At 72.2% G+C, this 17,921-nt stretch carries 19 protein-coding genes and 2 pseudogenes; 12 read left to right on the plus strand and 9 right to left on the minus strand.

Features of this window, described 5'->3' with window-relative positions; all coding sequences use genetic code 11:
* Positions 1-74: 74 nt before the first annotated feature.
* A pseudogene (locus tag ACJX2R_RS37055) lies at positions 75-479 on the minus strand (helix-turn-helix domain-containing protein); the annotation flags it as partial.
* Between ACJX2R_RS37055 and ACJX2R_RS37060 the strand changes: the two are divergent.
* From ACJX2R_RS37060 to argF, 7 genes are all read left to right on the plus strand, one after another.
* Complete coding sequence (locus ACJX2R_RS37060) at positions 469-645, plus strand: hypothetical protein (RefSeq protein WP_413106193.1); 177 nt, start codon at positions 469-471, stop codon at positions 643-645. The pseudogene ACJX2R_RS37055 and the gene ACJX2R_RS37060 overlap by 11 nt on opposite strands.
* Positions 642-1,163 (plus strand): MFS transporter, encoded by a 522-nt coding sequence (locus ACJX2R_RS37065; protein WP_413106027.1) that lies wholly within the window; start codon positions 642-644, stop codon positions 1,161-1,163. Before ACJX2R_RS37060 ends, ACJX2R_RS37065 begins: the two co-directional genes overlap by 4 nt.
* 27 nt (positions 1,164-1,190) lie before the next feature.
* Positions 1,191-1,910: a Crp/Fnr family transcriptional regulator gene (locus tag ACJX2R_RS37070; RefSeq protein ID WP_262702756.1), complete on the plus strand. Its 720-nt coding sequence runs from the start codon at positions 1,191-1,193 to the stop codon at positions 1,908-1,910.
* Between the two features lie 362 nt (positions 1,911-2,272).
* Entirely contained in the window at positions 2,273-4,399 is a 2,127-nt protein-coding gene (locus ACJX2R_RS37075) for a hypothetical protein (protein WP_413103631.1), read from the plus strand.
* A gap of 11 nt (positions 4,400-4,410) precedes the next feature.
* Positions 4,411-5,205 carry a hypothetical protein gene (locus ACJX2R_RS37080; protein WP_413103632.1) on the plus strand — a complete coding sequence of 265 codons (795 nt, stop codon included), beginning with the start codon at positions 4,411-4,413 and terminating at the stop codon, positions 5,203-5,205.
* 364 nt (positions 5,206-5,569) lie between these two features.
* The gene (locus ACJX2R_RS37085; RefSeq protein ID WP_413103633.1) at positions 5,570-6,799 is read left to right on the plus strand and encodes an arginine deiminase; all 1,230 of its coding nucleotides are present in this window, start codon (positions 5,570-5,572) and stop codon (positions 6,797-6,799) included.
* Between the two features lie 182 nt (positions 6,800-6,981).
* Positions 6,982-7,986, plus strand: coding sequence for an ornithine carbamoyltransferase (argF, locus tag ACJX2R_RS37090; protein ID WP_262702752.1), 1,005 nt, complete (start codon positions 6,982-6,984; stop codon positions 7,984-7,986).
* Between the two features lie 59 nt (positions 7,987-8,045).
* Here the strand turns inward: argF and ACJX2R_RS37095 are convergent, their stop codons facing one another.
* The 3 genes from ACJX2R_RS37095 to ACJX2R_RS37105 form a co-directional block, all read right to left on the minus strand.
* Positions 8,046-8,504: an ATP-binding protein gene (locus ACJX2R_RS37095; protein ID WP_413103634.1), complete on the minus strand. Its 459-nt coding sequence runs from the start codon at positions 8,502-8,504 to the stop codon at positions 8,046-8,048.
* Positions 8,505-9,015: 511 nt separating this feature from the next.
* Complete coding sequence (locus tag ACJX2R_RS37100) at positions 9,016-9,567, minus strand: hypothetical protein (RefSeq protein WP_413103635.1); 552 nt, start codon at positions 9,565-9,567, stop codon at positions 9,016-9,018.
* Positions 9,552-9,797, minus strand: coding sequence for a hypothetical protein (locus ACJX2R_RS37105; RefSeq protein ID WP_413103636.1), 246 nt, complete (start codon positions 9,795-9,797; stop codon positions 9,552-9,554). Before ACJX2R_RS37105 ends, ACJX2R_RS37100 begins: the two co-directional genes overlap by 16 nt.
* Before the next feature lie 241 nt (positions 9,798-10,038).
* Here ACJX2R_RS37105 and ACJX2R_RS37110 point away from each other — a divergent pair.
* A pseudogene (locus ACJX2R_RS37110) lies at positions 10,039-10,130 on the plus strand (IS5/IS1182 family transposase); the annotation flags it as partial.
* Between the two features lie 252 nt (positions 10,131-10,382).
* Entirely contained in the window at positions 10,383-10,871 is a 489-nt protein-coding gene (locus ACJX2R_RS37115; protein WP_413103637.1) for a hypothetical protein, read from the plus strand.
* 451 nt (positions 10,872-11,322) lie between these two features.
* On the opposite strand, the gene ACJX2R_RS37120 is transcribed toward ACJX2R_RS37115, so the two are convergent.
* The 4 genes from ACJX2R_RS37120 to ACJX2R_RS37135 form a co-directional block, all read right to left on the minus strand.
* Positions 11,323-12,000 carry a transposase gene (locus tag ACJX2R_RS37120; RefSeq protein ID WP_413103638.1) on the minus strand — a complete coding sequence of 226 codons (678 nt, stop codon included), beginning with the start codon at positions 11,998-12,000 and terminating at the stop codon, positions 11,323-11,325.
* A 150-nt stretch (positions 12,001-12,150) separates the two neighbouring features.
* Positions 12,151-12,852: a glutamine amidotransferase gene (locus ACJX2R_RS37125; protein WP_413103639.1), complete on the minus strand. Its 702-nt coding sequence runs from the start codon at positions 12,850-12,852 to the stop codon at positions 12,151-12,153.
* Positions 12,853-12,864: 12 nt separating this feature from the next.
* Positions 12,865-13,626 carry an SDR family NAD(P)-dependent oxidoreductase gene (locus ACJX2R_RS37130; RefSeq protein WP_413103640.1) on the minus strand — a complete coding sequence of 254 codons (762 nt, stop codon included), beginning with the start codon at positions 13,624-13,626 and terminating at the stop codon, positions 12,865-12,867.
* Positions 13,623-14,045: a VOC family protein gene (locus tag ACJX2R_RS37135; protein ID WP_413103641.1), complete on the minus strand. Its 423-nt coding sequence runs from the start codon at positions 14,043-14,045 to the stop codon at positions 13,623-13,625. Before ACJX2R_RS37135 ends, ACJX2R_RS37130 begins: the two co-directional genes overlap by 4 nt.
* A 134-nt stretch (positions 14,046-14,179) precedes the next feature.
* Here ACJX2R_RS37135 and ACJX2R_RS37140 point away from each other — a divergent pair, with 134 nt between their 5' ends.
* Positions 14,180-14,884, plus strand: a complete 705-nt coding sequence (locus ACJX2R_RS37140) for a GntR family transcriptional regulator (RefSeq protein ID WP_413103642.1) — start codon at positions 14,180-14,182, stop codon at positions 14,882-14,884.
* Between the two features lie 215 nt (positions 14,885-15,099).
* Here ACJX2R_RS37140 and ACJX2R_RS37145 read toward each other — a convergent pair whose 3' ends face one another.
* Positions 15,100-15,726 carry a type III effector protein gene (locus tag ACJX2R_RS37145; protein ID WP_413103643.1) on the minus strand — a complete coding sequence of 209 codons (627 nt, stop codon included), beginning with the start codon at positions 15,724-15,726 and terminating at the stop codon, positions 15,100-15,102.
* Positions 15,727-15,976: 250 nt separating this feature from the next.
* Here ACJX2R_RS37145 and ACJX2R_RS37150 point away from each other — a divergent pair, with 250 nt between their 5' ends.
* Positions 15,977-17,158 carry a sensor histidine kinase gene (locus ACJX2R_RS37150; protein ID WP_413106028.1) on the plus strand — a complete coding sequence of 394 codons (1,182 nt, stop codon included), beginning with the start codon at positions 15,977-15,979 and terminating at the stop codon, positions 17,156-17,158.
* Positions 17,145-17,816, plus strand: coding sequence for a response regulator (locus ACJX2R_RS37155; RefSeq protein WP_182470677.1), 672 nt, complete (start codon positions 17,145-17,147; stop codon positions 17,814-17,816). The genes ACJX2R_RS37150 and ACJX2R_RS37155 overlap by 14 nt, the downstream gene beginning before the upstream one ends.
* Positions 17,817-17,921: the final 105 nt, after the last annotated feature.

Raw genomic sequence — 17,921 nt, forward strand, 5'->3', positions numbered from 1 at the left:
GTCGTGTGTGTGTGTGGGACCCCGACCGCCCGGGTGAAGTGGCGGCGCAGATTGGCCGCCGTGCCCAGGCCGCACAGTTCCGCGATCCGGTCCACCGACAGATCACCGCCCTCCAGCAGCTCCCGGGCGCGCCCGATCCGCTGGCCCTGGAGCCATCGCAGCGGCGTCGTGCCCGTGGCGGCGTGGAAGCGGCGGACCAGGGTGCGCGGGCTGGTGTGGGCCATGCTGTCACTCCTGCCACTCGTTCCGCCCTGCGGCGGGGCCGATGCTGGATGGGCATGACGACCCCTTCCTCGAAGGCCCAGGGAAGCGGTGTGCCCGCCCCGCACCTGACACGGCCCCTGGCCCCCCGCCTCCGACGCGGCCGACGCCCCCGAGACGGCCGACACGGTCGACACCTCCGACGCGGTCCCCGGGCGCCGCCGCTGGCCGATCCTCGCCGTCGCGTCGGCGGCCCAGTTCCTGGCCGTGCTCGACATGATCGCGGTCAATATCGCCTTCCCCGCAGTCGGCGCGGACTTCCGCTCGGCCTCCACCACCGAACTGTCCTGGGTGCTCAACGCCTACACCATCGTGCTGGCGGCGCTGCTGGTCCGGCGGTCGGGCGGCTGGCCGACGCGATCGGTGGGCGGCGCTCTTTCCTGACCGGTATCGCGCTGTTCGGGCTCGCCTCCCTCGCCTGCGGGGCCGCCCCCGGGCTCGGCACCCTGATCGTGGCGCGCGTGGTGCAGGGCGTGGCGGCGGCCGTCCTGGTGCCCACCTCCCTCTCGCTCGCCCTGCCCGCCTTCCCGCCGCGCGAACGGGCCACGGCGATCGGCGTCTGGACGGCGGTGAGCGCGGTCGCGGCGAGCTCGGGGCCGGTGGCGGGCGGTCTGCTGGCCGCCTCCGACTGGCGCTGGATCTTCCTCATCAACCCGCCCGTGGTGCTGGTGGCCTGGGTGGCCGGGCTGCGCGCCGGGTGGGTCTTCACGGCCGTGACCGCCGCGCTCGCGGCCGTCGCGGGCGCCGCCTTGGGCACACGCGTTCGTGTCGACAACGGGGAGACCCCTGCCGCCCCGGGCGAGAGCCGTGGATCCGGCACGGACCCGGATACGGCACCATTGACGTGCCCGTGCCACCTGCCTAGCGTGCTGAGCGGTCCCTGGGTTCTCCGCAGGCAATGACGACGACGAGCTGAGCGGGGAGGGCGGATGAGCCTCTTCGAGGACGGACGGCCCTTCCTGCACGCGCTCCCCGCAGAGGACCGCCGCGCGCTGCTCGCCCTCGGCACCCCCCGCGCCTACGCCCCCGGCGAGGTCGTGGTGCGCGAGCACGACCGTACGACCTTCGTCGTGGCGATCACCTCCGGCTGGGCCACCGTCTCGGTGGAGACCGAGCGCGGGGTGCGGCTGATCCTCGCGCTGCGCGGGGCGGGCGAGGTCGTGGGCGACCAGGCCGCGGTGGACCACGGCTCGCGCAGCGCCACCATCACCGCGCTGGGCCGGATGGAGGCGGTGGTGGTCTCCGGCGACCGGTTCCGGGCGTATCTGGCCGCGCGTCCCGTCGCGACCGTGCTGATCATGCGTCAGTTCAGCTCCCGGCTGCGCAGCTCCGACGGGGAGCGGCGGTCACTCGCCTCCGAGAAGGTGCTCCAGCGGCTGGCGGCCCGGCTCGTCGAACTCGCCGAGCGCACCGGCCACTCCGGCGCCGACGGCACCATCACCATCGATCTCCAGATGCCCCAGCACGACATCGCGGCCGCGGTGGGCTCGACCCGGGAGGCGGTCGCCAAGGCGCTGCGGCTGCTGCGTGGCCAGGGCGTGGTCCGGACCGCCTCGCGCCGCTTCGAGGTGATGGACATCGGACTGCTGCGGCTGCTGGCCGAGGGCCGCGCGAGGGGAGAGCAGATACCGGCGCGCCCCCGCGATTGAGCGCGCCCCCGCGATTGAGCGCGCCGCCGGGATTGAGCGCGTCCCCGCGATTGAGCGCGGGCGCGCACTCCCCCGCGTTTTGACGCGACTGTGTAAACGGCTACAGCCGTCCCGCCGTTCCCCGGCGACCCTGGAGTTGGCACAGGGCGCGGGACCGTGAGCGACGGGGGTGCGCACGGCCCGGCCGCCGTCCGGTGACGGTCTGCCGGACGAGGCCCGAGCGCCCCGCACCGGAGAAGGGCGGCGGGGTGGGCAGGGGGACGAGCCCCGCCGCCCGCTTCCGGCATTCACCGGCACCCCGTCACCACCGCATCCACCACCGCATCGCGAGACGGGGGCCACGGCATGAAGGACGGCAAGCGATGAGCGCATCGGAAGGCGTGAGCGCATCGGAAGGCGTGAGCCCACCGGAAGAGGTGAGTGCCCCGGCACAGCCGCGGGGACGACGGCTGGACATCCCCCAGGGCGGCCCGCTGGACGGCGCGGGCCAGCCGGGCGGTGCCCGTACGGCGCGCGAGGCCCGCGCCCATCTGCACATCGCCTACGGCCCCGCCCGGCTGTGCGCCGATCCGGCGCCGTACCCCCTGCCCGAGGGGCCGGTGCCGCGCGAGGAGCTGGCCCGGCTGCGCCGGCTCCACCGGGCCGTCCCCGGGCATGCCGCGATGCGCGACCATCTGCGCCGTACCCACCTGGTGGCGCTGTGCGGCGAACCCGGCACCGGCCGCGCCTGGACCGGGCTCGCCCTCCTCGCCGAGCTGGCCGAGCTGACCGGCGGCGGGGTCTCCCGGCTCGGATACACCGGCCCGGACGGGGCGTCCGGGGTGGAGAAGGGCGTGGAGAAGACCGAGCGCGGCCACGGCTATCTCCTCGAACTCCCCGCCTACCAGGCCGAATCCACGGCTGGATCCACGGCCGAATCCACGGTCGAGCCCCTGCTGGACCGGCTGCGCGCCCACTTCGCCGAGCACGAGGCGTTCTGCGTGGTGCTGGTCGCGGGCGGCCCGGCCGCCGACCGGCTGCTGCGCGGCCGCCGCCACGCCGTGGCGTACCGGCCCCCGGCCGCCGCCGACGTCCTCGACCGCCATCTCACCGAGCTGCTCGCCGACTACCCCGCCGGACTGCTGGAGACCGCGCGGGCCACCGCCCGGCGCCCCGAGCTGGCCGATGCGCTCGGCCTGGACGAGCCACGGCCCGGCGAGGCCGCCCGGCTGGCCGGGCATCTGGCCGCGCACGCCGAGGGCAGGCTGTCCGACGAGCGGCTGCTGGAGCACTGCCGGTCGTTCGCCCCGCACCAGGCCCGGGAGTGGTTCCTGGAAGCCGGGGCCCCCGGCACCCTGCCCGCCGCGCTGCCCGCGCTGCGCGCCGCCGCGCTGCGGATCGCGCTCGCCGTCTTCGACGGCTCGGCGCACAGCGTCATGGCGGAGGCCGCCGAGCTGCTGGCCTGGGAACTGGCCGTCACACTCGATCCGCAGTACGCGCCCGGCCGTCCGCTATTCACCGCCCGCCCCGGGGCCTGCCTCGCCACGGCGCGCGCGGTCCACGGCGAGGGGGTGGAAGACCTCGGGGACGCCTCGGTGCCCGTGCGCGCCGTGTGGTTCGAGGGGCGGCGGCTGGCGCCCGCCGTGCTCCACGAGTCCTGGGACGCCCACCACAACCTCCGCGGCCCGATGGCCCGTTGGCTGCGCGCGCTGTGCGACGACCCGCGCCCCCAGGTGTGGGTGCGCGCGGCGGTCGCCGCGGGCGTGCTGTGCGCCCGCGACTATCTCTACGGCCTGGTCGAGCTGGCGCTGCCGCTGGCCCGCACCGACAGCCCGGTGCAGCGGATGGCCGCGGCCACCGCGCTCGCCGAGGCGTCCCGCGCCCCGGACGTGCGCCCCGCCGTGAACGGGCTGCTGCACACATGGGCGCGCGGCGACGACGAGCGGGAGCGCGAGACCGCCGCACTCGCCCACGGCTACGGTCTGGCGGCGGGCTCGGTCGCGGCGTCCCTGGAGGAACTCGGCCGGCTCGCCCGCGCCGACGACGGCCGCACCACCTCCTACAGCGCGGTGCGGCTGCTGGCCGGGGCCGAGCCGGAGACCGTACTGGCCGCGCTCACCCACTGGCTGCGCGACACCCGGCGGGCCCGCCGGGACCTGGCGCTGCTCGCGACGTTGCGCGCGGTCACCACCCGCACCTCGCATCTGTGGGGGCTGGGCGAGGTGCCCGAGCTGGAGCCGTACGCCGCCTGGCCGCTGGCCACGGCGCTGCTCGCGGCCCATCCGGAGTGCGGGCCACGGCTGGCCGAACTGCTGCGGGCCGCGCTGACCTGGGCCAGATCGGCCGGTGCGGCCGAGGACGCGCTGGTCGGCTGGATCCGGCGGGCGGCGGGGGACGAGCGGCAGCTGGCCGTGTTGTGGGACTTCCTGCCCCGGCTGGCGCAGGACGGCGACGAGCCGCTCGACGCCGGGGCGGCCACGCGGATACGGGAGGTGCTGGAGGCACTGTGAGGAGAACGTCGATGGTGAAAGAGACAGAGGACCCGACAGGTACCGAGACCACCCACGAGACCACCCACGACCACGCCCACGAGAGGCCGGCGAGCGCGGGGGCGCGCCGGATCTCGGTCACCGGGGCGCGGATGCTGCGCGAGGCGCTGCGCCACGGCGGGGACACCCTGTCGGCGGCGCTGCGGGAGGCCGACGACGGCCTGCTGCTGAGCGCGCTCGACGAGGGGCTGCCCGCCGAGCGGGCCACTCGCGTCGTGGTCGAGCTGGTGCGCCGCGCGCCCGAGCGCGGTCCGGAGCTGGCGGACGCGGTCTGCGAGAAGGTGCTGCTCGCCCAGCTCTATCTCGATCCGCCGCACCGCGCCCCGGGCGGCGCGCGCTTACCCGCCCCGGACCCCGACCGCAGGCTGCGGGTGCGCAACGCGCTGATGCTGTACGAGGGGCTGGTCCGCCCGTACGCGCGGCGCGGCGCGGTGCCGGAGCTGATGGCCTGCGTCCTGCCCGGCCTGTGGACGGCCGGGGACGGGGCGGGCCGCGAGGTGGTGCGCCGGATCGTCGGCACCCGGCAGAGCACCGGGTTCGGTGAGAAGGGCTGGAAGGCGCTGTTCGGCGGCGTGGCCGAGGAGTCCCTGGAGCACCGGGAGGCGGCGGCCCGCGCCGCCCGGCGCGCGGCACGGCGGCGTTGGCGGCGCGGGGGCGCCGAGGACGGCAGCCGTATCGATCTGAAGCCCGGCCAGCTGTGGGTCTCCGCCCTGCTGGGGTTCATCGCGGTGGCGCTGGTGCTGATCGTGGTGATCGCGGCGGGCTGAGCGCTCCGCGGGGAGTGCCGCGAGGTCCGGTCGTTCATCCGCACGCTGCGTCGTGGCTGGTCGCGCCCGCGCGGCGGAGCCGCATATCGGCACAGCCCCGCGCCCCTTCGGGGCGCAACCGAACCACACCGGACCTCAGCGAGGCCGTTCAGTCGCCCGGCTTCCGCCCCGCGGCGGAACCGACGGGGGCCGAGCGGCGCCCGCTCGCCGCCCGCGGCGGACCGCGGTGGCGCTTCCCGCGCGGCGCGCGCGTTTTCACCGCCACTCCGCCGAAGGCGGTCGGCGGTCGGCGGTCCGTGGGAGAGATCGGGAGATCCGTGGCGCGGAGCGTTCACAATGGGCCGCGAGCGGCGAAGATGGGGGCATGGGATTCCATGTCGACTCCGAGGCCGGGCGGCTGCGCCGCGTCATACTGCACCGCCCCGACCTGGAGCTCAAGCGGCTCACACCCACCAACAAGGACGCCCTGCTCTTCGACGACGTCCTGTGGGTGCGCCGTGCCCGCCAGGAGCACGACGGCTTCGCCGATGTGCTGCGGGACCGCGGGGTCGAGGTGCATCTCTTCGGGGATCTGCTCACCGAGAGCCTGACCCTGCCGGACGCGCGGGCGCTGGTGCTGGACCGGGTCTTCGACGAGAAGGAGTACGGGCCGCTGGCCACCGACCACCTGCGCGCCGCCTTCGACGAGCTGACCGCTCCGGAGCTGACCGAGGCGCTGATCGGCGGCATGACCAAGCGGGAGTATCTGGCGCGGTACCCGGAGCCGATCTCCGTCCGCTTCCACGCCATGGAAGCCGATGACTTCCTGGTCAATCCGCTGCCGAACCACCTCTTCACCCGGGACGCCTCCGCGTGGGTGTACGACGGGGTGTCGATCAACGCGATGCGCTGGCCGGCCCGCTGGCACGAGACGGTGCACTACGAGGCCGTCTACCGCCATCACCCGCTCTTCGCGAAGGAGGACTTCCACGTCTGGTCGGAGGGCCAGGCCGCGTACCCCTCCACCATCGAGGGCGGCGATGTGCTGGTCCTCGGCAAGGGCGCGGTGCTGATCGGGATGAGCGAGCGGACCACTCCGCAGGCGGTGGAGATGATCGCCCACCGGCTCTTCGAGGCCGGTTCGGCCCGGACGATCGTGGCGCTCGACATGCCCAAGGGGCGGGCCTTCATGCACCTGGACACCGTGATGACCATGGTGGACGGGGACACCTTCACCCAGTACGCGGGGCTGGGGATGCTCCGCTCGTACACCATCGAGCCGGGCGCGGGCAGCCAGGAACTCAAGGTCACCGACCATCCGCCGGAGCATATGCACCGCGCGATAGCCGCGGCCCTCGGCCTGGACTCCATCCGCGTGCTCACCGCGACCCAGGACGTCCACGCGGCCGAGCGCGAGCAGTGGGACGACGGCTGCAACGTGCTCGCGGTCGAGCCGGGCGTGGTGGTCGCCTACGAGCGGAACGCGACGACCAACACCTATCTGCGCAAGTGCGGGATCGAGGTCATCGACATCCCGGGCAGTGAGCTGGGCCGGGGCCGGGGCGGGCCGCGGTGCATGAGCTGTCCGGTCGAGCGGGACCCGGTGCAGCCGTAGGGTCGGAGTTTCGCCCCGAGCCGCAGTGCCAGGATTCGCCCCCGAGCCGTAGGGCCAGGATTTCACCTACCCGCTTCCGTATATATGCAGAGCCTCGTATATGCTTCCATGGTTCCGGGCCGCGGCACCCCGCCGTAGCCGCTGATCCGCCACGTGTTCGCCGTGACCTAGGAGCCACCCTTATGGCGATTGACCTCACCGGCCGCCACTTCCTCAAGGAGCTGGACTTCACCGCCGACGAGTTCCGCCGCCTGATCGACCTGGCCGCCGAGCTGAAGGCGGCCAAGCGCGCGGGGGCCGAGGAGCGACGGCTGCGGGGCAGGAACATCGCCCTCATCTTCGAGAAGACCTCCACCCGCACCCGCTGCGCCTTCGAGGTCGCGGCCGCCGACCAGGGCGCCTCGACGACCTATCTCGATCCGGTCGGCTCCCAGATCGGTCACAAGGAGTCGGTGCGGGACACCGCGCGGGTGCTCGGCCGGATGTACGACGCGATCGAGTACCGGGGCCATGGCCAGGGCGTCGTCGAGGAGCTCGCCGCCCACGCCGGGGTGCCCGTCTACAACGGCCTCACCGACGAGTGGCACCCCACCCAGATGCTCGCCGATGTGCTGACCATGAGCGAGCACAGCGACAAGCCGCTGGATCGGGTCGCCTACGCCTACCTCGGCGACGCCCGGTACAACATGGGCAACTCCTACCTCGTCACCGGCGCCCTGCTGGGCATGGACGTCCGCATCGTGGCGCCCAGCCTGCTGTGGCCCGACAACACCATCGTGGAGCTGGCGCGGCAGCTCGCCACCACGTCCGGCGCCCGGATCTCGCTCACCGAGAACGTCGAGGAGGGCGTGCGCGGCGCGGACTTCGTCGCAACCGATGTGTGGGTGTCCATGGGCGAGCCCAAGGAGGTCTGGGACGAGCGGATAGCGCTGCTCGGGCCGTACGCGGTGACGATGGATGTGCTGCGCGCCACGGGCAACGACGCGGTGAAGTTCCTGCACTGCCTGCCGGCCTTCCATGACCTGGGCACCGACGTCGGCCGGGAGATCCACGAGCGGCACGGGCTGACCGAGCTCGAGGTCACCGACGAGGTCTTCGAGTCCGAGCACTCGGTCGTCTTCGACGAGGCGGAGAACCGGATGCACACGATCAAGGCGGTGCTGGTCGCGACGCTCGGCGCCCGGTAGCGCCCGACGGGCGGCCGTCCGCCGTGGGCGGGCCGCCCTCACTCCGCCGTGGGCCGCCCTCAGTCCTCCATGGGCGGGAGGACGAACCAGACCGCCTTGCCGTACGGGGTCGGCCGGTAGCCCGCGTCGGCACTGAGGGTCCGGATCAGCAGCAGGCCGCGTCCGCCCTCGGCGAGGCCGTCGGGTCTCTTGGGCCCCTCGGGACGCCCCAGCGAGTCCAGTCCGCCCGGCGGATTCGGGTCCTGGTCGTGCACCTCGACCTGCCAGCCCCCGGTCGGCACCAGCTCCACCACCAGCTCTATCGGCTCGTCGCCGGTCGTGTGCCGCACCGCGTTGGCCACCAGCTCCGCCGTCAGCAGCTCCGCCGTGTCGCCGTCCACGGGCGCCCCGATGTCGGCCAGGGTGTTCCGGATCAGCGCACGCGCCAGCGGGACGGCGGCCGTCGTGTGCGGCAGGGCGAAGCGCCAGGTGGCGGCGTGGGAGGGATCGGGCACGGAAGGCGTCCAGTCGGTCGGCATGAAGCGGAGTACCGCAGCCCTTGACGGTATGAAGCGGACGATAGTTCCGGAAGGGGCTGTGGGCCACTCTTGGTGGGACCTAGGGACCGAAAGGCGCATTCACGCCATACGAGGCAAATGGGCGGCGCCGGTTGCCCGGCGGAGGCTCCGCGCACGGCGCGGTGGCGGCTTCACCGGGACTGCGGTGACGGCTGCGGCGACGGCTTCAGCGGCAACTCCAGCGAGGGCTTCAGGCACGCGCCGCCCACGCCCGTTCCGTAAGCCCGAGCAGCCGCTCGACCGTGGCGGCGTCCGGCAGCGGACCGTGATCCCCGGTCACCATGAGCGCGGACGCGGCAGCAGCTCGCGGCGTCTCCAGGGGCGCGGCGGGCCAGGGCCGGTCCAGGCCGGCGCGGCCAGGCTCAGCACGCTCACCGGCTGTCGGAGATCCACGCCCCGACCACACTGCTCGAACTCCACCTGGAGGGCCCTGGGCTGACGGCGTGTGCCCCCGGGCGGCCGCCGGATCAGGTCAGGGCTGCGTGGGTGCAGCGTCCGGCTCTCCGTCGTCGTTCAGCATGCCGAGCCGCCGCGCGATCGTCTCGTCCTTCAGCCCTGTCGCCAGCAGTCGCAGGATGGTGCGGTCCAGATCCTTGGCGACCGCCTCCAGGCCGTCGGTGGTCGCGTGGGAGAACGGCTGGGCCTGCGACCGCACCTGCTCGAACAGCTCGTACAGCAAGTGCACGACCGACGGCTCCCGGATCACCACCGCGCCCAGCCGGTCGTTGCGGTCGCTCATGAACGCGAGTTCCCGGTCGAAGATGATCAACCGGCCGGCGAGCTGGTGGGCGGTCCGGTACTCGCCGCCCAGCGCGCTCACCGTGGCCACGTACGCCTGGCTGGGGCTGTTGAACCGGGCGGTGTGGTGGTACAGGTTCCGCATCCGCACCCCCCCCCGAGCGAGCATCTGGCTGTCCCGGAGCAGTGCGTCCTGGAGCACCTCGGGCGGGCGGGTGCCGCCGGGCTGCACGGTGACCATGTCCTCGCGGCACTGCTCGGCCGTCCGGTTCAGCGCGGCCCGCACATGGGTGAGCCTGGAATGGTCTCCAGGGCCGTGGAGACACCGTGCCTCCCCTCGTCGTAGTCGGCGGCCAGTTGGGCGAACTGATCACGGAAGAGGCGCAGTTGTGTCTGCTGTTCCGCGATGGCCCGCTCCACCGGTGCGGTGGCCACGGCTGCGACGAGGTGGGGGCGACCGTTCAGAGCCAGCCAGCGGTAGACGGCCACTTCCTCGGCACTGAGTGTGTCTCCCACAGTGAAAACGTTGTCACCGGTCTGCTGATCCGTCATGAGCCCTCCGCTCCCGATACTGGGAATCTTGTGGCTGGCGGACGCCGGGTCGACCAGGATGTGCGGGACGGCGAGTTGAGTCCTGCCCTGCTCGGCCGGTTTGAGGAAGGCAGGATGGGTTGACTGGTTCTGCTTATGGCGGTGATCGAGTCCCCGGTTGCCTCTGTCGACCGGACCGACGGTTGTCGGTGGCCCGGGGTGAGCCCCGGGCTGCCCCCACGACCTGACCGCAACCCGCACCCGTCGCATCATCTGGATCTGCGAACGCCAGGCGTCCCCGTCCTTGCCGACCGCGCCTCTGAGCGCCACCACGCGGTACCGCGAGCCCCAAAAGGGCTCTGCCCTGACCTTTTCCGCGACTCGCTCAACCCGGCCTCTTCCCGGTGACGCAGCATGTCGAGTGCGCCAGGGGGTTTGGCGGCACTGCTTCTGAGAGCTTTCAGATGTCGCGGAAGAGACCAGCCAACGCGTTGACCTGCCATGATGAGGCGTCATTGGCCGCTGACCTGCGCGAATGGTCTTTCAGTTGTTTCATGCTCGTGCCGGTTGATGAAGCCGGAAGTCCCAGAAAAGTCCCAGAGGACTCCCGCGGCTGACGGACACCCCCAGCGTGCGCGGGGCGTCACCCGGCTCAACCGCATACGACTGAGCACGGACGGCCGCCTCACGGTCAGCCACGACGACGGCACCGTACGGGCCCCAGCACCGCGACCGGCCCGCGGAACGACCTCCCCCGAGATCGTCGGCGCACCCCTGTCCGCCACCGCCTTCGACGACGACACCGGCACCCTGTGGGCCGGGACGTACCGGGGGACGGAAACCCCGTCCCGCATCACCGTGGCCGTCGCCGGCCGCACCGTCGAGGCCAGCCTCCTGGTCCTGTCGTCACGGCCCGGCTGGATCGCCTACTACGCCGACTTCCCCGACACCCAGGACACCAACCGGCACCCCGTGATCACCACCCGCTCCGCCGACGGCACCACCGTGGTGACGCTCCAGAAAGCGACCTCACCGACGGTGGTGACCCTCACCGAATAAGCGTCCGTCGCCGTCAGTGAGGCGGAGCGTAAACGACTTCTTTCGGGGCCTTTCAGTGTCGCCGCCGCGGGCGTGCAGCGCGCGTGTCGGCGGTCGGGTCGCCAACATGACCACGCCGAGCGTCCAAGAGAGCCGGGCGTCCGCGAGAGGAACGACACGCACCGCGTCCCCGGCCGTCTCCGCGAAGGTCAGCCCGCTGAGAACGCCCACGGTGAGGCTGCCGCGCAGGCCCGCGGAGAGGGGTTCCACGGCGGCCCGGGCCCAGTCGAGTGCCTCGATCGCGATGCGCGCCTCGGGCAGGAACGCCGAACCGGCCTCCGTCAGCCTGCTGGCCGTTGAGTGAGAGCGGACGCGGTGGCTGCACCTTGCTGATATTGAAGGTGGTGCGGTGTCCACGTTCAACACTGGAAGGACCCTCCGCTGGTTAGAGGTCGCGCGGATAGGCGTGTGGTCATGGTCGGCGGTTCGGGCGTTGGTCCCAGCGGTGAGTGGACCATGCCCGTCTTATCAGGCTGCGCACGGTGATGATCGTGTCGGCGAGGTCGAAGAAGGCGTCGACGACGGTGGCCCGGCGCTCGTAGCAGCGGGCGATGCGGTGGAAGGCGTTCTGCCAGGCGTGGGTGCGTTCCACGTGCCGCCTCTGGCTTGCCTGGATGGGCGCCTTCTCGCCCATGTACGCGATCCGGCCGCGCAGGCCGGGTTCGTCGAGCAGAGTGCGGGTCTTGCCCGAGTCGTAGCCGGCGTCCAGGTGCACGGTGATGTCGTCGGGCAACGGACCCAGGTCGTCCAGCAGGTCCAGGGTCGGGGCGAGTAGCGGGGAGTCGTGGCGGTTGGCACCGGCCAGGACACGGCCCAGGGGAATGCCGTACCCGTCCGTCATGCCCGAGCGTTTCAGGCCCTGTTTGCCGCGGTCGACCGGGGAACGCCCGGCCACCTCGCCGCCTCCGGGAGCCTTGGTGATGGAGCCGCCGACGGCGATCTGGTCGAGGACGAGACCGACGATCCGGTCGCTGATGCGTCGGCGGTGACAGCCAAGCGGATGGTCCGGGTGGTACTCCGGCCGCTCGGGCAGCAGAGCCGCGAATTGGCCCCCGAGCGGTTCGGTCAACCATGATGGAAGCGCGGGCACAGGCCTCCTCAGTGATCACAGAGCGTCGCAACTCCATGATCACCCGGACCTGTGCCCGTTCTGTTGCCGGTGTCCCCAACCGCGCCTATCCCCGCGACCTCTTCCTTGGTGAAGATTCCTATCGGCGGCAGCACGTGCGGAGGGTTGTGCTCAGCAGCCGGCCTCGTCCAGCCACTCAGTGACGACGTCGGCAGCCTGGCGGCTCAGCTTGGGGCCGACTGCGGCTGCGTCACGCCGCAGGGTGCGCGGATCGATGTCCGCGGCGAGGAGAGCCTCGGCGTGGCCCATGAGCCAGTGTTCGATGTCACGGTGATCGGTTTCCAGGTGGAATTGGAACCCGAGGATATGGGCTCCGACGGCGAACGCCTGGTGCGGGCACCGCGTGGTGGACGCGAGGTGGCGGGCGCCGGCGGGCAGTTCGAAGCAGTCGTTGTGCCAATGCAGGACGGGAACATCGGCGAGGTGACGCAGGGCTGAAGTCATGCCTTCGGGTGTGAGGGCGAGGGGGGCGTATCCGATCTCTGTGGCTGGGCCGGGAGCAACTTCGGCCCCAAGCGCGCGGGCGAGAAGCTGGGCCCCGAGACAGATTCCCATCGTGGGTCTCCGCCTGGTGAGCCGTGCCCGCAGCGCGGTGAGTTCGTCGTGCAGGACCGGGTAGCGGTCGGTGTCGTTGGCACCGACCGGACCTCCGAGCACGACGAGCAGATCGGCGCCGGTGACCGCGTCGGAATCGATGCCTTCGGCGGCCACGTCGAGATAGCGCACGTCGTAGCCCCGGTCGCGCAGCAACGGATAGAGCAGCCCGAGGTCCTCGAAGCCGAGATGACGGATAGCCAGGGCGATGGGAGGCATGCGGGTGGCCTATCAAGTGCGTAGGTATGAGGCGCCGTTGAGGTCGACGATGGTGCCCGACGTCCAGGCCGCGGCAGGCGACGCGAGGAAGCACACGGTGGCGGCAATTTCCTCGGGGGTGCCGACCCGGCCGAACGGGCTCTGGCTACGGACCAGATCCCCGTCGGGGCCGGTGAGTTTGGCGGACTGGCGTTCGGTGGCGACGAATCCCGGGGCCACCGACGTGACGGCGATGCCGTGTGGCGCCAGCGCGACAGCCATCGACTGCCCGAAGGCGTGCAGCGCGGCCTTGCTCGCTCCATAGGCGGGAAAGTCGGGTTCGCCGCGGAACGCGCCGCGTGATCCGACGTTCACGATGCTCCCGCCGGTACCGCGGTCGATGAGGTGTCGGGCCACCGCCCAGGTCACATTGGCCGTGCCCAGCACGTTGACGTCCAGCATGCGCCGCCAGATCTGCTGCCAGGTGTGCAGTGGGACATCGGCGACCGGGTGGTGTGTGCCGGCCGCCGGTGCCACGGCGGCGTTGTTGACCAGGACGTCGATGCTGCCGAGCGCCGTCACGGCCTCCGCCACGATCCGTTCGCCGGCATCAGATTCGCCGAGATCGCCTTCGATCAGCGTGTGCCCAGTGCCGGGCAGCTGCCGCAGCGTTTCCTCGGCGTCTGTACGTCGGCTGGCGTACTGCACCGCTACTCGGTCCCCGCCTGCGGCGAACGCCATTGCGATGGCCCGGCCGATGCCCCGGGAGGCGCCGGTCACCAGGACGCCCCTCATCGCGCGAACACCATCGACTCGTCGCGGAATGCTTTGAACTCCAGAGCATTGCCGGCGGGGTCGCGGAAGAACATGGTCCATTGCTCCGCTGGTTGGCCGGGGAATCGGCGGTGTGGCTCGATGTCGAAGTGCACACCGGCTGTCCGTAGCCGGTCGGCGGTGGTGTGGAAGCGCTCCTCGGTCAGCAGCAGGCCGAAGTGCGGGATGGGCACGGTGTGCTGTTCCACTGCGCTGACGCCGGCCGGTGCAGGTGCGGTGGGAACGAGGTGGGTCACCAGCTGGTGGCCGTGCAGGTCCCAGTCGACCCAGTGGTCGGTGGACCGTCCTTCCGGCAGGTTCAGGACGCCTCCGTAGAAGGTGCGGGCGGCGCCAAGGTCGTCGACCGGGATGGCCAGGTGCGCAGCGGGACGGGACGACATGGGCGTCCCTCCTCTCGCGAGGGGATGGACGAGCAACCCTGTCCACCTTCACCGGAGGATGTCCAGATGTCAACATTAGACATTGCGCGAGCTTGTGACTTGCCCGATCGGTGTTCAGATGTCAACATCTGAACATGGTGTCCGCTCTGCCGAAAGCCGCTCTGCCGAAAGCCGCCCGCCGAGGGCTCGCCGACGAGGCAGCCGACCTGGTCCGCGAGGCGATCCTCGCCGGCCATTTCCCGCCTGGAGCGCCGCTGCGGGAGGTTGAACTCGCAACGCACCTCGGCATCAGCCGCGGCTCGGTCCGTCAGGGCCTCGCCGAGCTGGAACACGAAGGCCTCATCCGCACAGGCTGGCACCGGGCGACCACCGTCATCGAGGTGCGAACTGAGGACGTCGAGGAGGTCTACGCCCTGCGCGCCGCGCTCGACCGCCTCGCCGCGACGACCGCGCGGCGGTCGGCGGGCACTGCCGACTTCGCCGAGCTCGACCGCCTCGTCGACGCGATGGACACTGAATGCCGTGCCGCTGCCGACAGCCGTCGTCTGGTGGCACTGGACATCGCGTTTCACGACCAGATCTATGCCGCCGCCCGCAACGGGCGCCTCACTGCGGCGTGGCACGCCATCCGATCTCAGATCCATCTGTTCCAGCTGCGCCGGGTCGAGTCCGGCTATGACCATTACCGTGCCCGGGTCGTCGACGAACATCGGGAACTGGCAGCCCTTTTGCGCGATGGCGACGTACGGACCCTGGCACGAAAGGCTGAGGAACACGTCGACTCCGCTCGCCGCTCGCTGCTGGCGGGTCTGCCGAAGGCGTCGCCTGCATCGCCTTGATCGTGCTCGGTGGATTCTCGCTGGTGCTGTGCTCCGGCCGTGAGATCCGCCAGGCCACGGACGGCGCGGAGCTGAAGGCACGCGGCGGCGGTGCCGGACGGCCTTGGCCGCCACGGCGGCCCGGCACCCCGCCGCTGGCGACGGTCGACCCGGTGCCGCGATGGCCTGCCGCTAGCAGCATCTCACTTGACAGCGCTGATTCCACAGAAACCAACTCAGTCGGAGGCGGCGGAGGTGGTGTCGGTGAGGGCGTCGAGTCGGGCGGCGAGGTCGGGGTGGAGGTGTGTCAGGTAGGGGCGAGTGGCGTTCCGGGGGCGGACGAGGGCGGCGGGATCGTCCTGGGCGAGGGCCGCGTCGAGCTGGCTGACGCAGCCGCGGGCGGCGGCCGGGAGTTCGGTGAGGGCGGTGATCTGGCCGGCGATGCGGCGCAGGTCGGCGGCATTGTTTCGGGCCCAGGCGGTGAGGGGGCGGTCGGCGGCGCGGCGTTCGCGGGTGGCCTGGACGCGTTGTTCGCCGGTGGTTCCGGTGGGGCCGGGCTGGCCTCGCAGGTACTGGCGTTCGGCGGCCTGGCGGCTGGCGACGCCGAGCGGGTGGGCGAGGTCGGCCCAGCTGGCGCCCGCGGCGCGGGCTGTTTCGATACAGGCCGAAGGTCCGCCGTTGCTAACGAATCCGCGGATCCTAGGCCCCGAAAGTGAGGCCACGCCCGCGGAGCATCGCGCGGACCTGCTCGGACGTACCGTCGCGGCAGCAGTCGAACCGTCCGCCCCCGTGGACGAGGAGACCGTCCGGACGGCCGCCGGCGAGGTCGTCGATTTGCTGACCGCTGCCCGACGGGCGCTCATCTCCGGTACCTCGTGAGGCTGGTCGAGTCGCAGGAGCGATCACGGCAGGGAACTGTCCGCGCTTTCGCCGGTCCGCCCTCTCGCCCCAAGAGGGGCGTGATCGCCGGCCGGCACCAGCCGAACCCTCAGCCGCGCCACACAGCCTGCGCCGGTGACACGGAGGACCGGTGGCTCCGTGCTGGAGCGTGAGTGGCTCTTTGGAGTGACGAAGGCCGGCGTGCGAGGTCCTAGTGTCGGAGGGATGAGAGTGATGGACGGCAGGTGGCGCGGGTGGGGCGCCGACGCCGGGTTGGTCGTGCTGACGCTTCTGCCGCCGCTGCTGTCGCAGCCGTACGTGGACACCTCCGGGCCGGCCTGGGCGTCGCTCACGGTGTACGAGGCGGTGGGCGTGGTGATCCTGCTCCTGCGGCGGCGACTGCCGGCCACCGCCTTCGTCGTGGGTTTCGGGACCCTGCTGGTGGCGCTGGTGGGGAGCGCGGGCGCGGGGGCCAAGCTGTCGCCGCTGGTCTTCCTGCCGCTGGCGGTGCTGCTCTACGCCATGGGCAGTCACTGCGCGAGCTGGAGGCGGACCGTGTCGGCGCTCCTCGGCGTCACCGTGCTGAGCGCGGCCGGTCTCTGGCTGAACCGGATGACGACCGACTCCGGTGACTTCCGGGGCGGTCTGGACGTCCTCGCCGCGCTGGCCCCGATGCCGCTGGCGTGGGCGATGGGGTTCGCCGCGCGGACCCGGCAGGAACTACTGGCCGCGGCCGAGCGGCGGGCGGCCGACGCGCGCCGGGCGCAGGCCCTGGAGGCGGCGCAGGCCACGCAACGCGAGCGGACACGGATCGCCGGTGAGATGCACGACGTGGTCGCGCACTCGCTGACCCTGCTCGTCGTGCACGCGGAGACCCTGCGGGCCCGCGGCGGCGAACTGCCCGACTGGGCCCGCACGCAGGTGGACGGGCTGGCGGCGGCGGGCCGGCAGAGCAGCGGCGAACTGCGCGACCTACTGCGGATGCTGCGCGACCCCGCGGACGCGGCCCCGCTCCAGCCCGTGCCGGACCTCGGCGAGCTGGACGCGCTGCTGGACAGTCACCGTGCCGCGGGAGGGACGGTCGAGCTGACGACGGCCGGCGCGCTGGAATCCGTGCCGGGACCGGTGCAGCTGGCGGCGTACCGCGTCGTGCAGGAAGCACTGGTCAACGCGCGCCGACACGCGCCCGGGGCGCTGGTCCGGGTGAGTGTCGACGACGCTGCGGGAGAGTTGCGGTGCGAGGTCGTGAACAGTCGCGCCGCCCGCCGCGGCACGGCCGGCGCGGGGGTCGGGCTCGGCCTGGTCAGCATGGAGGAACGGGTGGGTGCGCTGGACGGCGAACTCATCGCGGGCCCGACCGAGGACGGCGGCTTCCGCGTCGTGGCCACGATGCCGTGGGAGCCTGCCGGTGTCTGAGCAGATCAGCGTGCTTGTCGTGGACGACGAGCCGATCATCCGCGCCGGACTGAGCGCGATCCTGGACAGCCAGACGGACATCACCGTGGCAGGCACCGCGGACGACGGTGAGGAAGCCGTCGAGGCGTGCGCGCGGCTGCGGCCGGACGTGCTGCTGATGGACATTCGCATGCCGCGCCGCAACGGCCTGTGGGCCCTGGCCGAGCTGGGCCGCCGGGGACTGCTCGGGCCGGGGCGCAGCCGGGTGCTCATGCTGACGACGTTCGACCTGGACGAGTACGTCGACGACGCGCTGGCGGCCGGCGCCTCCGGCTTCCTGCTGAAGAACAGCTCCTACGAGGAGCTGACCGGGGCCGTCCGTGCCGCGGCGGCCGGGCACAGCGCGCTGAGCCCCGCGGTGACCCAGCGGATCATCGAGGGCCATCTCAGCGGCCGGCGACGGCCCAGCGACCAGGACCTGGCCCGGCTGAGGGGCCTCACCGAGCGGGAGGTCGACGTGCTGCGTCTGATCCGGGACGGGCTGAGCAACGCCGAGATCGCCGACCGGCTCGTTGTCAGCCTGCACACGGTCAAGACGCACGTCAGCCGTGTGCTCACGAAGACCGGCTGCCAGAGCAGGGCGCAGGCGGCGGTGCTGGCCAGGAACACTCTGTCCTGATCACCCGGGCCGGCGGGGCGCCGTACCCGACGGGGTCACTCCTTGGAGTGAGCCCGCGCCGGTGGGAAGCCCGCCATCGAGCGATGTACCGGATGCGCGCCGCTG

This window comes from Streptomyces sp. Inha503 (assembly GCF_047215865.1).
GTDB classification, from domain to species: Bacteria; Actinomycetota; Actinomycetes; order Streptomycetales; family Streptomycetaceae; genus Streptomyces; species Streptomyces lycopersici.